The following is a 13,925-nucleotide window of genomic DNA, read 5'->3' as shown; positions in this document are numbered from 1 at the left end:
CTTGTGTGACACGTGGCGGCAGAGACTCCTGCCGCTCAGACCGGCTGCTGGACCATCCAGTGCCGGGGCTCTGTGTGGCGGACCCTCAGGAGGAACGCCAGGATTCCCGCCGATCCGTCGCTCCAGCTCGTCGAGACGTCCCCGTACTCGTTGGGGAAGACGACGTGGCTGCCGCGGTGGGACCGTTCGGAGACGATGAGGCGGGCCAGTTCCTCGGCGCGCGCCCGGTGGGCGGGGTCGCCGGTGGCCTCGGCCATGTCGAGGAGGAAGTCGCCGTTGCCCGCCAGTCCGTGGCATTGGGTGAGGGCGGCGCGGGAGGCGCGCTCCACCACGGCTCGGGTGCCGCCGAGGGCGAGGTCGCGGAAGCGTTCGTCGCCGGTCGCCCGCCACAGCCGGACGAGGAACGAGCCGATGCCCGCGGATCCGTGGCACCAGTACGGTGCCGTCGGCACGTCGGTGGCCTGGGCCGGCCACTGGGCGGCGTCGCCGACGGTGACGGCGTGCGTCGCGAGGAGCTCGCCGGCTGCCAGGGCCAGTTCCCGGTGTTCCGGGTTCTTGGTGACGGCGGAGGCCTCCAGGAGGAAGCAGCCGATGCCGGCGGTGCCGTGGGCGAAGCCCAGGTAGCGCTTGCCGGCCTCCTCGACCACGGCCTCGGCGGGCACCGGCCAGCTCGCTCCGGCCGGCTCGCGCCGGGCCGCGGCGGCCAGCCGGTCGGCGGCGTCGGCGACCCGCTCGGCGAAGCGTGGATCGCCGGTGCGGTGCCACAGGTGGACGGCGGCCAGTCCGCTGCCCGCCGAGCCGTGGGTGATGTCGTGACTGGGCGTCGACTCCTGCGGCGCGAGGGCCAGGGCCACGGCGTGGTCGACGAGCGCCCGGTCGTCGACCGCGCGGCCGGCGTCGTACAGCGCCCAGGCCGTGCCGCGGCCGCCGAAGTGCAGGCCGGGCCGTGTGGAGCGGGTGTCGGTGCGGTCCGCGATCCAGCGGCCCGCCGTGACGATCAGCTCCGGCATGCGGGCGTCGCCGGTGAGCTCGAAGTAGCGCGTCAGGGCGGACAGCACCCCGGCCGCGCCCTGCTGCACGATGCAGGCGTCGGTCTCCCCGGCCTTGACGGAGACGGGCCACAGCCTCAGGTCGTCGTCCGGCGTCATGGAGTCGACGAGGTGCTCCACGATCCCGGCCACGGCGATGTCGATCGGATCGGCGTCCGTGTCGGCGCCGGTGTCTTCGTTCTCGGCGCCCGTCGCGGCGGTACGGGCCGCGCCGGTGCGAGGGACACCCGAACGGGCCGGCTCCGGGCCGCGCAGCGCGTCCCGCGCCCGGGCCGGGTCCCAGCGCTCGGCGGGGTCGTCCTTCATCAGCCCGAGGATCATCGTGCGCAGGCCGTCCGGCAGGTCCAGCGGAGCGGCGCAGGCGCGCAGCCACTCGTCGAGCCGGTCCTCCGCGGGCCGGGTGGCGGGCTTCTCCTCCAGCAGGGCCGGCACCTTGCCGGTCAGGACGAAGCAGAGCGTCGCGCCGAGGCTGTAGTAGTCGCCGGTCGGGGAGACCGGCGCGTCCACCAGGCGCTCGGGAGGGCTGAAGCCGGGCGTGCCCACGCGGGTCGGGAGGGCGACGTCGTCGGCGAGGACGGCGAGCTCCAGGTCGATGAGGCGCAGGGCGCCGTCGGGGCGGACCATCACGTTGGCGGGGGTGAAGTCGCGCAGCACGCAGCCGCGGGCGTGGGCCGCCTCGACGAGGTCGACCAGGCGTCCGGCCTGGGCCAGCGCGTCGGTGCGGTAGCGGGTGGCGCCGCTGTCGCGGAAGTGCTCGGCGACCCAGTTGCGCAGCGGGATCCCCGGCACTTCCTCCTGGGCCAGGAACAGGTGCCCACCGTGCTCGAACATCGCGAGCGGCTCCGGTGCGAGCCCCGTGCCCTTGAGCTTCTCCAGGGTGCGGGCCTCGGTGCGCAGCCAGTCGCGGACGTCGTTGCCGGAGGCGTCGGCCTCCACGTGGGGCCGGGTCTCCTTGATCACGACCGGGGCGCCGGTCTCGACGTCGGTGCCTCTGTAGACGCCGCCCTTGTTGGTGTGCCGGATCGCCTCCCGCACCGAGAACCGGCCGCCGAGCAGGACGGGGCGCCGCGGCGCCTCGGTCTTGGGCGGTGCGACGGGCACGGAGTCGGGGAAGGGGCTGACCGCCCACGCCGGCGGCTCGTACCGGCCGGTCCGCTTGTCCTCCACGGGATTGCCGTCGGGGTCCTCGATGTACCAGACCATCAGCCCTTCGTCCGAGAGGCGCCGCCGCCCGACGAAGGCGCCGTAGCGGTAGTGCACCAGGCTGTCGGGGGCGTAGGGCTGGTCGGACAGGATGCGGGGGCCGGCCAGCCCCTCGGTCGCCGTGTGGAGGTCCTGCGCGAGGCGGGCCGCGTCGGCGTCGGAGGCCGGGTAGACCGTGATGAACTTGCCCGAGCTCCCGCGGGGGGTGGCACGGGTGTTGAGGGCGCTCACCTGCTCCAGGGAGCGGGCGAACTTGAACGCCGAGCCGTCCTTGAGCAGGACGTCCAGGGCCTTCTCGAGCACCGCCGGGGCGGATGCGGCCGTCGCCGACACGTGCAGCTTCCAGCCCTGGGCCGGCCCGGTCCCGGAGCGTGGCGCCACCCGGCACCAGCTCTCGTTCGACTCGGTGGCCCAGCGCTCGCCCGCCCCCTTGGCGCGCAGTGCGCCATGGAGCAGGGCTTCCAGCTCGGACTCGGTGACTTGGGTCGTCATGCCCATCCCTCTCAACGGGTGAGAACCGCTGGGAGGGAGCGTGCCCCGACGCCCTAGTCGTATCAACACACACACCGCCGGATTCACTTGATTCGGCGAGCGCACGGCCGCGTTGTGCCACCTTGTGGCGCGACCGCGCAAGGAGGGCGTGCGGCCGCGCACTACGGGGCGCATTCCTGTCAGCGCACGCCGTCCCACAGCCTCCGTTCGAGGGCCCGCGGATCGCTGACCTGGGCGGGGCCCGACATGGTGAACTCCATCGTCGTACGGGTCCCGGGTTCGTACGACTGCCAGCCGGGGTCGCCCGTCCGCGCGAAGGAGACCCACGCCCCGTGCACCGCGTCCGCGAGCGCCTGCGGCGGGTCGGCGCCCAGCAGGGGGGCGTAGGCCGGGTCGTGGAGGCGGTCGAAGACGAAGGGGAGTTCCAGGGCGTGGCAGGAGCCGAGCGCCCCGTCGAAGCGGGGTGAGCGCCAGGAGAACTCGTACAGGTACGAGCCCGGGACGGCCTCGGCCAGCCGGACGGCGGGCATGCGGTAGAACCAGTCGGTGGCCACCGCGTCGAGGAGTTCGCCCGGCGTGGCGCCGGGCCGGGCGGCCGCGTAGACGGGGAGGGCCTCGGCCGGGTCGAGTCCGTAGGCCGTGGCCAGGGCGTCGAGGGTGGCGGCGGGGACGAGGTCCAGGCGCCCGGTCGGGACGAGGAAGAGGCGGTACTCCTCGCGGTTGCTGCCGATGAGCAGGTCGACCCCGCAGTCGGGTCCGGGGAGGGCGAGACCGGGCGCCACCGGCTCGAACGGCATCATGTTGAGCGCCGCCTCGCCCCAGAGCGCCGGGTCGGGCCGGGCGTTGAGCTCGCCACGCAACTCCGCCTGCGCGGGCAGGAGTTCGGGCAGCGGGACGGCGGCGAAGGCCTCCGGGGTCGGGTCGATGCCCAGCTTCGCCGCCAGCCGGGCCGTGACCAGATCGGCGGAGGCCGGGCGCAGGAAGTGGTGGCAGGCGCCGGACTGGAGGATCGCCCTGCGGAACAGGCCCCGGGCCGCGGGGTGGGTCAGGAGCACACCGATGCTCATGGCGCCGGCCGACTCGCCGAAGACGGTCACCCGTTCGGGGTCGCCGCCGAACGAGTCGATGTTCTCCCGGATCCAGCGCAGGGCGGCGATCTGGTCGAGCAGGCCGCGGTTGTCGGGGCGCCCGGGCAGGCGCAGGAAGCCGTCGCCGCCCAGCCGGTAGTTGAGGGTCACGCAGACGACGCCGTCGCGGGCGAAGGCGCCGCCGTCGTACGCGGACACCGAACCCGCCCCGTTGGTGAACGCCCCGCCGTGCAGCCACACCATCACCGGCAGCCCGGCGCCCCGCTCCGGGGCCGGCGTCCAGATGTTGAGGTTGAGGCACTCCTCCCCCTCGGTGACGTCGTCCGGGATGAGGGCGTCGAACGGGGGCGCATAGGGGGCGTGCGGCGGCGTCGGGCCGTACGCCGTGGCGTCGCGGACGCCCGTCCAGGGCGCGGGCGGGGCCGGTGCGCGCAGCCGCAGGTCACCGAAGGGCGGGGCCGCGTACGGGATGCCGAGGAACGAGGTCACTCCGTCGGGCAGGGCGCGGCCGCGGACCGCGCCCTGCCGGGTGGTGCGCACCGTCATGCCGTCAGGACCTGGAGCAGCGCCGCGCCGAACTCCTCGGGGCGTTCCAGGTGGACCGTGTGCCCGGCGTCGGCGACGGCGACCTCCCGCACCTTCCCGCCCGCCGCCGCGTACCGGTCGAGGACGTGCCGCGTCTGCGCGACCATCGGCTGTGCCGGGGTCCCGTCCCACCCCGGCACGGCGCCGACCGCGCCGAGGTGCGCCAGGTCGAACATCGAGGTGTCGGCGACGATGACGTCGTCCTCGCCGCGTATCCACAGGATCGGCGGCTTGGGGCCGATCAGGTGCAGGTCGTCGATGCGGAAGTGGGTCGGGGCGAGGCAGTTGAGCACCCCTCGGGTGCCGGGCGCGATGCCGGGCCAGGCGGCGGACGGCCTGCTGTCGCCCGGATAGTGGTCGTCGCCGGTGCGGGTGGTGAGCATGGCCTCGACGTACGCGTCCTCGTGCGCGGGGCGCAGCGGCGGCCTGACGTAGCAGGTGGCGAGGACGGAGCGCGGGGAGAGCGGGGAGTCCTCGCCGCGGTCGCCCTCGGCGAGCAGGCGCACGAACTCGGGGTTGGCGGTGCCGCCGCCCGACCCGGCGCCGTCGGCGGAGTTGAGGACGCCGTCCACGCCGCGCGTGCCGCCGAAGCCGTACGGGGAGACCGGACTGACCAGGGACAGGGAGCGGACCGCGGCCGGATGGTCGCGGAGGAACTGCATCGCGACGCCGCCGCCCATGGACCAGCCGACCAGGTGCGCCCGGTCGACACCGAGCGCCTCCAGGAGCGCGGAGAGGTCGTCGGCGTAGTCCCGGACGCCCCGGGTGGCGTCGACGGGCAGCGGGTCGGTGCCTCCGAAGCCGCGCAGGTCGACGGCGACGGGGCGGTAGCGGTCCGGCAGCGCGGTCAGGGTGGTGTGCCAGAAGGCGGAGGAGGAGACGTTGCCGTGGACGAAGAGGACGACCTCGCCCTCGTCGCGGACCTCGGTGATCTGCTGGGTCAGCCGGGCGGTGGCGACGCGGCGGGTGCGGAGCGGGTTCATGTCGGTCCTTCAGGACAGCCAGGTGGCGATCTGGGCGGCGGCCGAGCTGTTCCAGCCCAGCTCGAGGTGGTTGGCGCTCGCGACGGTGGCCTTGCCGCCGACCGTGGGGATGCCGGTGGTGTCGAGGGCGCTGGCGGTGAAGACGACACCGTCGCTGGGGCCGCGGTTCTCGTTGAAGATGCCGACGATGTCGGCGGACCCGCCGGCCAGCAGGTACGTGGTGACGGACGCGGGCACGCCGGCGCTGTGCAGCGGCGCGATGAGCGACCCGGCGTCGATGGCGGCCTGGATGCCGCCGCCCGCGGTGTAGAAGCCCTGGCCGCCGAAGTAGGTCGTGTACCAGTCCTGGGCGGCGCCGTCGACTCCGTACACGCCGTCCCAGCGGGCCAGCATCTGCCGCTGGCCGGGGTAGTTGTCCTGGCCGCCGGAGGGTGTGAACGAGAACTCCGGGTGGGCGGTGTACAGGCCGTAGCAGGTCATGTGGGAGTGCGGGGAGGGTGCGTTGATCTTGCCGCCGCACTCGGGCCAGAGGGAGAAGTCGTGGGCCCAGCCGTGGGCGTAGGGGTAGTCGTAGCCGCCGTTCGGGCCGCCGACGGTGACGAGCCGGCGTACGTCACCGGCGTACGCGCGTCCCCAGCTCGGCTTCACGGACGACACGTACGCCCGGGTCGACATCTCGCCCTTGCTCCAGCCGACCAGGTCCACCTGGGCGACGCCCAGCCGGGCCTTGATGACGGCGATGGCGTCGCCGACGACCTGCGCCTGCATGAGGTTGTCGCCCTGCTTGTGCGCGAAGCCGACGGCGAAGACCCGGTGGCCGCGCGCGGAGAGGTACTGCATGAGACCGGTGGACGGGCAGGCCGCGGCGCCGCAGCCGTAGCCGCCGGACTCGCCGGGGTTGGCCCAGGCGCGGTCCGCGGTGTCGTTCGCGCCGTGCACGAGGAGCACGGGCGTGGTGCGGCTGCCGGTGTCCCAGCCGGGAGCGGAGTAGAGGAGGAAGGTGCCGGAGGAGGGCCGGGTGGCGCCGCCGAAGTAGGTGACGCGCACTCCGTCCTGGTTGCCGCGGCCGTCCGCCGGGAAGCCCTCGGTCCGGAATCCGGCGGTGGTGTCGGCGTAGCGCTCGACCCGGTTCCAGCCGTTGGTGACGGTCCCCGCGCCGTAGCTCGCCTGGAGGGTGAGGTACGGGGGCGGGGCGGCGGTGGCGCCCACCGTCCGCGCACCGGCGGTGGCACCCGCCTCCTGCCCGCTGGCGGTGGCGGGCGGCACCACGAGGGCCGCCGTGACGACCCCCGCCACCGCCACGATCCGGGCGGCCCGCGCCCGCCAGCCCCGCCCCCGGCTCCGTCTTCCGGCCATGTCCCGGCCTCTTCCCCACTCGTGCGCCCTCAGCGCGGCGGCCCGATGCCGTCCCGGCACCGGGTGAGCACACGCTAGGCGGGCGGGGCGACACCGGGGCATGGAGCCGCCCCACACAAAGAGGGCCGCGCACATGGCGGCCCTCTCCACATCCGACCGTCCGGAAACGCCCACGTCCGCCACCACCCGGCGGCGGACGTGGGCGGCGCTCTCCTGGACCCGGCGGCGGATCCGGGGTCCCCCGCCCGTGGAGGCGTCCTCCTCGAACCGTCGGCCGTCCGTTCGGGCAATCCGCCGGGCTCACCACCCTCGGCGGTAGACCCGCAGGTCGCTGACCTCGTACGACATCTCGGTGGTGCCGGCATCGGGGGCGGGGTGGTAGCGCCCCGCGCAGACCGAGAGATTGACGATCAGGTAGGCGTGCCAGCCGCGGCCGACGCCCCGGCGGTCGTCGAAGATCTCCTCGCCGTCGAGGGACCAGGTCACGGAGCGCGCGCCGAACTCGACGCGCAGGGCGATCCAGGCGCCGGGCCGCACGGCGGAGGAGCGGTGGTAGCGGTTGGCGTTGCGGACGTGGTTGGTCAGTTCCAGGAGGTCGGGGTTGTCGGGGTGGTACTCGAAGACGTCGACCTCCTGGCCGCCGTCGCGCCAGGTCCAGATCGCGGGCCAGGCGCCCATCTCCTCGGGGAGCCGGACGCGGGCCTCGAGCGTGTCCCCCGTGCGGAGCTCGAAGCCGTCGCGGCTGCCCTCCGTGGTGAGCAGTCCGGCGTCCCAGAGTCCGTCGCGCCGCCGGGTGGCGCGGAAGCGCCCCGTACGGCTGTACGCCGGGTCGTCGACGAGGTGGTCCAGCTTGTTGTCGCCGGGGTTGACCGGGCCTCCGTTCGGATAGGCCCAGCTGCGGCCCGCGACCCATTGGTCGTGCGAGGTGAAGTCCGCGGTGAAGACCGGCTCTTCTGCCGACGGCCAGGTGGACATACGCGCTCCTCACGTCTGCGGATGTCGAGGTGCCCTCGGCTGTTGTGCCCGCCCTCACCGCCCCGATACGGAATCGCCCACTCCTGTCCGGAAGTCGCCAAACGGCGCGGTCCCTTGAGCGCGCCGTCAGGTCAGCCGGGTCAGCCGGGTCAGCCGGGTCAGCCGGGTCGGCCGGGGAACGTCAGCCGGAACAGGGCGCCGCCGCCCGGGGCCCGCTCCGCGGTCAGTTCGGCGCCGTGGGCTCGGGCGATCTGGAGGGCCATGGCCAGGCCGAGGCCCGATCCGGGCAGGGCGCGGGCCGTGGTGGCCCGGTAGAAGCGGTCGAAGACGTAGGGCAGGTCCTCCTCGGCGATGCCCGGCCCGTGGTCGCGCACCGTCAGCTCGTGGGCGTCGAGCCCGACCTGGACCGGCTGCCCGGGCGGGCTGAACTTGGCCGCGTTGTCGAGGAGGTTGCCGACGAGCCTGGTCAGGCGGGCCGGCACGCCGGGCACGACCGGTGCGGCCGTGACCCGCACCTCGAAGGCGACCCCGGGCCAGTGGTCGCGGGCCGTGGACACCGTGTGTTCGAGGAGCGGGGCCAGGGCGACCCGTTCGAGCAGCGGCCGGGGCTCCTCGTCCCTGGCCAGTTCGATGAGGTCGGCGACCAGACGGTTCACCTCGCGCAGCAGGCGGTGCACGGCGGACGCCGCCCGGTCGCGCTGTCGGGGGGTCAGCCGGTCCGCGCGGGTGAGCAGTTCGGCGTTGGTGCGCAGCGCGGTCAAGGGGGTGCGCAGTTCGTGCGAGGCGTCGGCGACCAGCCGGCGCCGCGCCATGACCGACTTCTCCAGCTCGTCCAGCATGACGTCGAAGCTGGCCGCGAGGCGCGTGATCTCGTCCGCGGGGGCGCCCTGCGGCCCGGGCGACGCCGGGCCGATCCGGTGGCGGGGGTCGCGGGTGGCGGCGATGCGCTCGGCGGTCGCGGTCAGCCGGGTGACCGGGGCGAGTCCGGTGCGGGCGACCCAGGAGCCGAGGAAGCCCGCCGTCACCACGCCGATCGCGCAGGTGAGGGTCAGCAGCCGGGCGACCTGGTCCACCCCGCGCTCCACGGTGTCCGACCGGGTCGCGACCTGGAGGGCGCGGCCGGGGGCGAAGTCGGTGGTGAGCATCCGGGTGGGCTGTCCGGCCACGGTGATCTCGGAGTAGTACGGCGCGTGCTTCCCGGCCGCCACGGCGCGGGCGGTGTCGGTGACCGGCAGGGTGTACGGGTCGGCCGGGTCGTTCCGCGGGTCGGCGGGCACCACTTGGGCGCAGCCAGGCGCGGCCAGGAAGCGGCACTCCCCGGAGATGACGCCGGGCCCGACCCCGTGGTTCCGCTGGGCGACGAGCCGGGCGTACTGGGTGAGGTTCAGTTCGAGCTGGTGGTTGAGCTGGGCCCGCACGATGAGGAAGGCCGCCACGCACATGCCGACGGCGACGACGGCGACGGCCGCGGTGGCGGCGAGCGCCATCCGGGTACGGAGCGGCCGGCGGCGCCACCGCGCCCCGCTCCGGTGCCCCCCGCCGGGCGCGCCGCGCCGCGCCCCGCCGTCCGGCTCCCCGCCCGGGGCGGGTTGTCCACGTTCCCCCGGCACTCGGAGCTCACCCGGCTCTCCCGGCTCTCCCGGCTCATCCGGCTCCCCCGGCTCCCGAGGCGCCCCCGACTCGCCTTCCTTCTCACGGTCCTCCGGCTCCCCCGGCTCGCCCGGCTCATACGGCTCATCCGGCTCCCCGCGGCGCGCCGTCACGCCGGTCCCAGCCGGTAGCCGACGCCGTGGACCGTGTGGACGAGCCGTGGTTCGCCGCCCGCCTCCAGCTTGCGGCGCAGGTACCCGACGTACACGGCGAGGGAGTTGGACTCCGGTCCGAAGTCGCGTCCCCAGACGAGTTCGAGGATGAGCTCGCGGGGCAGCACCTGGCCGGGGTGGCGCAGCAGCAGTTCGAGAAGGGATGCCTCGGTGCGGCTGAACTCGAGGGATCGCTCGCCCCGGCGCCCGGTCCGCGTGCCGGGGTCGAGGACCAGGTCCTCGTAGTCCAGGAGCTCCGGGCCACCGTCCTGCTCGGCGGGGGCGGGGTCGGCGCGGCGGAGCAGCGCCCTGACGCGCGCGAGGAGTTCGTCGAGGGCGAAGGGCTTGACGAGGTAGTCGTCGGCGCCCGCGTCGAGGCCGTCGATGCGCTCGCTGACCGAGTCCCGGGCGGTGAGCACCAGGATCGGCGTGCGGTCGCCGGCCGCGCGCAGCCGGCGGCACACGCCGAGGCCGTCGATGCCCGGCATCATCACGTCGAGGACGACGGCGTCCGGCTCCCACAGGGCCACCGCGGACAGGGCGGCGAGTCCGTCGGGGGCGCCGCGCACCTCGTACCCCTCGACGGTCAGTCCATCCTCGACGGCGGCCCGGACCTCGGGCCCGTCGTCGACCACCAGCACGCGGTACACCTTCGGCTCCATGTCCCGAATGATGCCAAAGCCGAGCGAACCCGCTCTTAGAACGTTCTTAGGGCGAGCCGTGAGAGTGCGGCCATGGACACACCACGCACCCGCCCGCCGCTCTCCGTGGTGATCGGCGCGGGCGGCACCGGGGGTCACATCTACCCGGGTCTCGCCCTCGCCGACGCCCTGCGCCGCGCGGCCCCCGGAGCCACCGTCTCCTTCATCGGGACCGAGCGCGGTCTGGAGGGCCGGCTGATCCCGGACGCCGGATACCCGCTGCACCTCGTCGACATGATCCCGTTCGACCCCGGACTCGGGGCCCGCCGCTTCCTGTTGCCGGCGGCGCTGCTGAAGTCCGCGGGGCAGGCCCGCGAGATCCTGCGCGCCCAGGGCGCGGAGGTCGTCGTCGGCATGGGCGGCTATCCCAGTGCCCCGGCCGTGCTCGGCGCGCGGTTCGCCGGGCTGCCCGCGCTGATCCACGAGTCCAACGCGGTGCCGGGCCGGGCCAACCGGTTCGCGGCCCGGGTCACCCCGCACGTCGCGGTCGCGTTCGACGTGAGCAGGAGCCATCTGCACGGCGGGCAGAACGCCCGGACCACCGGCATGCCGATCGCGGCCGGGATCGCCGGACTGGCCGCCCTCCCGATCCGCTCCGGCGCGCGCGAGGCCCGCCGCGCCGAGGCCAGGCGGCGGCTCGGCGTACCCGAGGGGCGACGGCTGGTGGTCTTCAACGGGGGCAGCCTGGGCGCCGCGCGGCTCACCGAGGCCGCGCTGGGCCTCGCCGAGCTGTGGCGCGGCCGGGACGACGTCCACCTGGTCGTCAAGACCGGGCCCGCCGCCCTGGCGGACGCCCGGCTGCGGCTGACCACGGGCGGCGGGGAGCGCGTCGCGCGGGCCGTGCCGTACCTGGACGCGATGGCCGAGGTGTACGCGGCGGCCGACCTGATGGTCTGCCGGGCGGGTTCCGCGACGGTCGCGGAGCTGGCCGCCACCGGCGTCCCGGCCGTCCTCGTGCCCTACCCGTACGCCCCCGGCGACCACCAGACGCACAACGCGCGGGTCCTCACCGATCCGGGGGCCGGACTGCTGCTGCCGGACGCGGAGACCACCGCGGACCGGCTGGCCTCCCTGATCGCCCCGCTGCTCGACGCACCGGCCCGGCTGTCCGCCATGGCCGGGGCCGCCGCGCCCGGGCCGCACGCCCACGCCGCCGACCTGCTCGCCGCCGAGGTGCTGCGCCTCGCCGGCCATCCGCTTCCCCGTTCCCTCACCACCGCACTGGAGCTCATATGACCGGCACCCCGATCCCCGCCCCCTCCGTCTGGGAGGGCCGTACCGTCCTCGTCACCGGCGCCGAGGGCTTCATCGGATCGACGCTCGTGGACCTGCTCGTGGAGCGGGGCGCCCGGGTCCGTGCCTTCGTGCACTACAAGCCGTACGGGGAGAAGGGCCATCTGGCGCGCTACCTGGAGGACGACCGGGTGGAGATGTGGGCGGGCGACGTCCGCGACCCGGGCCGGGTCGACGACGCCGTCGCGGGCTGCGACACCGTGTTCCACCTGGCGGCGCTGATCGGCATCCCGTACAGCTACGTGTCGCCGGGCGCGTACGTGCAGACGAACGTGACGGGCACCGAGCACATCGCCGAGGCGTGCCGCCGCCACGGCGTGCGCCGTCTCGTCCACACCTCCACGAGCGAGGTGTACGGCACCGCCCTCACCGCCCCCATCGCGGAGTCGCACCCGCTGCAGCCGCAGTCGCCGTACTCGGCGTCGAAGATCGGCGCGGACATGATGGCCCTCTCCTTCCACCACGCCTTCGAGCTGCCGGTGACGGTGGTGCGGCCGTTCAACACGTACGGGCCGCGCCAGTCCGCACGCGCGGTCATCCCCACCATCCTGGCGCAGCTGCATGCGGGCGCACGGGAGATCAAGCTGGGCTCGCTCACCCCGACGCGTGACTTCACCTACGTCACCGACACCGCGGAGGGCTTCCTGGCCGTGGCGGAGTGCGACCGTGCGCTCGGCCACGTGGTGAACCTCGGCACCGGCCGCGAGATCTCCATCGGCGACCTCGCGCGGGCGCTCGTGACGGCCTCGGGCCGAGCGGCGGAGGTCGTCGTGGACCGTGCCCGGCTGCGCCCGTCCGGCAGCGAGGTCGAGCGCCTGCTCTCCGACAACACGCGCGCCCGCGACTGGGCCGGCTGGCAGCCCCGGGTCTCCCTCGAGGACGGCCTGCGCCGCACCTCGGACTGGGTCGCCGCCCATCCGCACCTGTTCGCGCCGGACCGCTACCAGGTCTGACCGGTCACGGACGCGGCGAGGGTCCGGCACGTCCCGCGTGCCGGACCCTCGCCGCGTCCGTGCCGCTTCCGTCAGCTCGTGACGGCCGCCGTGTCGCGGGGGCGGCGGGGCCGCGCCATCGCCAGGGTGACGGCGGATCCGAGGGCCGCCCAGAAGCCGAGGACCAGCAGGGACGAGCCGAGGGCGTTGCCCTGGAAGTACGCGATCGAGCGCGCCGCCCAGGTGCCCGCACCGGGCGGCAGGAAGGGGCCGATCGCCTGCCAGAACGGCGGCAGCATCGGCAGCGGGAAGGCGCCTCCCGCGCTCGGATTGCCCATCACCACGATGAGCAGGATCGCGAGGCCGATGCCGACGATGCCGAAGATCGACTCCAGGGCGAGCGTGAGGGCGCCGACACCGAAGACCACGAGGGCGCCCAGGCCCCACAGGGCGGCGATGCTGCCGGGCAGGGCGTTCAGGACGGGGCCGACGATGATCGCGCCGCCCAGTCCGCCGAGGACCGCGGACACGGCGAGGGCGCCGAGCCGGATGAGCGCCCGGGGCTTGTTGTCCGGCCGGGAGCCGCTGCTGACGGCCAGGATGGAGGCGCAGATGTAGCCGCCGACACACCAGCCGACGACCAGGTAGAACGCCGTGAGCGCGTTGAAGTCCCCCGCCGCCACCGGAGCCACGTCGACCGTGTTCACCTGCCGGTTCTGGGCGGCCTCCACCTTGGTGATCATCTTCTCCAGGCCCGTGGAGAGCGCGGAGCCGCCGCCGGACGCGACGAGCAGGGTGTCCGTGCGGCCGGCCGGGTCGACGACCAGGGCCCCGTCGATCTCGCGCTGCGCTATCTGCTCACGGGCGGTGGCCTCGTCGGCGACGACGCGCGCGTCGAGCGGCTCACCGGGCATCTTCTCCAGCTCTCCGACGAGCTGGGCCGACACCGTGCTGGGGGCCACCACGCCGAAGGGGACGTCCTTCGGCTTCGGGTGGTGCAGGGCACCGACGTACGAGGCGATGAAGAGCAGTTGCAGGACGAGGACGCCCACGACGAGCAAAGCGGCCCGCGGTGTGACGGCTCGCTTCATTTCGGTACGGAAATTCATCCTTTCAGGCTAAGTGCTGCCTTTGGTGGTGTTTTCGGGTGGTGCCCGCCCGCACGCTTCCCAACTGACCTGGTGCGGCGAGGACATGGCGCCTCGACGCGCTTTCCGCACGGACGGAAGTCCTCCGAAAGACGGGACCTTCGTCCCACGAGGACGAGCCCCCTCGACCGTTGCCGCAGCACCTCGCTCGTTCTCGTCGGTCGGCCGGGGGCCCGCCGTCGACGTCGCGAAGGGCGCGGGCCGACCGCCCCGCAGGGGGCCGTGTTCCGCCGGGTCGCGTCGCCGGTACCGTGGAGGATCGTTCCTTCTCCCGTATGCTCGCCTGCCCGCCGGCGGTGTGCCCGCCCGACAGGTCTG

10 protein-coding genes are annotated in these 13,925 nt (G+C 74.4%); 2 read left to right on the top strand and 8 right to left on the bottom strand.

Translation table 11 applies throughout. The features are described from left to right. Positions 1-35: 35 nt before the first annotated feature. From lanL to OG309_RS32715, 7 genes are all read right to left on the bottom strand, one after another. Entirely contained in the window at positions 36-2,744 is a 2,709-nt protein-coding gene (lanL, locus tag OG309_RS32745; protein WP_329426456.1) for a class IV lanthionine synthetase LanL, read from the bottom strand. 179 nt (positions 2,745-2,923) lie between these two features. Continuing rightward, positions 2,924-4,378: a carboxylesterase/lipase family protein gene (locus OG309_RS32740; protein ID WP_329426455.1), complete on the bottom strand. Its 1,455-nt coding sequence runs from the start codon at positions 4,376-4,378 to the stop codon at positions 2,924-2,926. Further along, on the bottom strand, positions 4,375-5,400 hold the full coding sequence (locus OG309_RS32735) for an alpha/beta hydrolase (protein ID WP_329426453.1): 1,026 nt from the start codon (positions 5,398-5,400) through the stop codon (positions 4,375-4,377). The genes OG309_RS32740 and OG309_RS32735 overlap by 4 nt, the downstream gene beginning before the upstream one ends. Positions 5,401-5,409: 9 nt before the next feature. Then, positions 5,410-6,756, bottom strand: a complete 1,347-nt coding sequence (locus OG309_RS32730) for an esterase/lipase family protein (protein WP_329426451.1) — start codon at positions 6,754-6,756, stop codon at positions 5,410-5,412. Between the two features lie 300 nt (positions 6,757-7,056). Beyond that, positions 7,057-7,731, bottom strand: a complete 675-nt coding sequence (locus tag OG309_RS32725) for a beta-glucanase (RefSeq protein WP_329426450.1) — start codon at positions 7,729-7,731, stop codon at positions 7,057-7,059. A 158-nt stretch (positions 7,732-7,889) separates the two neighbouring features. Further along, entirely contained in the window at positions 7,890-9,218 is a 1,329-nt protein-coding gene (locus tag OG309_RS32720; RefSeq protein WP_329426448.1) for a HAMP domain-containing sensor histidine kinase, read from the bottom strand. A 272-nt stretch (positions 9,219-9,490) separates the two neighbouring features. Beyond that, a complete protein-coding gene (locus OG309_RS32715; protein WP_329426447.1) occupies positions 9,491-10,195 on the bottom strand; it encodes a response regulator transcription factor in 705 nt (234 codons plus the stop codon). Between the two features lie 72 nt (positions 10,196-10,267). On the opposite strand from OG309_RS32715, the gene OG309_RS32710 reads away from it, so the two are divergent. Further along, positions 10,268-11,470, top strand: a complete 1,203-nt coding sequence (locus OG309_RS32710; RefSeq protein ID WP_329426445.1) for a UDP-N-acetylglucosamine--N-acetylmuramyl-(pentapeptide) pyrophosphoryl-undecaprenol N-acetylglucosamine transferase — start codon at positions 10,268-10,270, stop codon at positions 11,468-11,470. Next, on the top strand, positions 11,467-12,480 hold the full coding sequence (locus tag OG309_RS32705; protein ID WP_329426443.1) for an SDR family NAD(P)-dependent oxidoreductase: 1,014 nt from the start codon (positions 11,467-11,469) through the stop codon (positions 12,478-12,480). Before OG309_RS32710 ends, OG309_RS32705 begins: the two co-directional genes overlap by 4 nt. 71 nt (positions 12,481-12,551) lie before the next feature. On the opposite strand, the gene OG309_RS32700 is transcribed toward OG309_RS32705, so the two are convergent. After that, positions 12,552-13,550, bottom strand: a complete 999-nt coding sequence (locus tag OG309_RS32700) for a DUF3533 domain-containing protein (protein WP_402546673.1) — start codon at positions 13,548-13,550, stop codon at positions 12,552-12,554. Between the last annotated feature and the right edge of the window lie 375 nt (positions 13,551-13,925).

The organism is Streptomyces sp. NBC_01268, from assembly GCF_036240795.1.
Taxonomy (GTDB): domain Bacteria; phylum Actinomycetota; class Actinomycetes; order Streptomycetales; family Streptomycetaceae; genus Streptomyces.
Note: the sequence above shows the minus strand (reverse complement) of the source record. Positions and strands in the feature narration are given on the sequence as shown.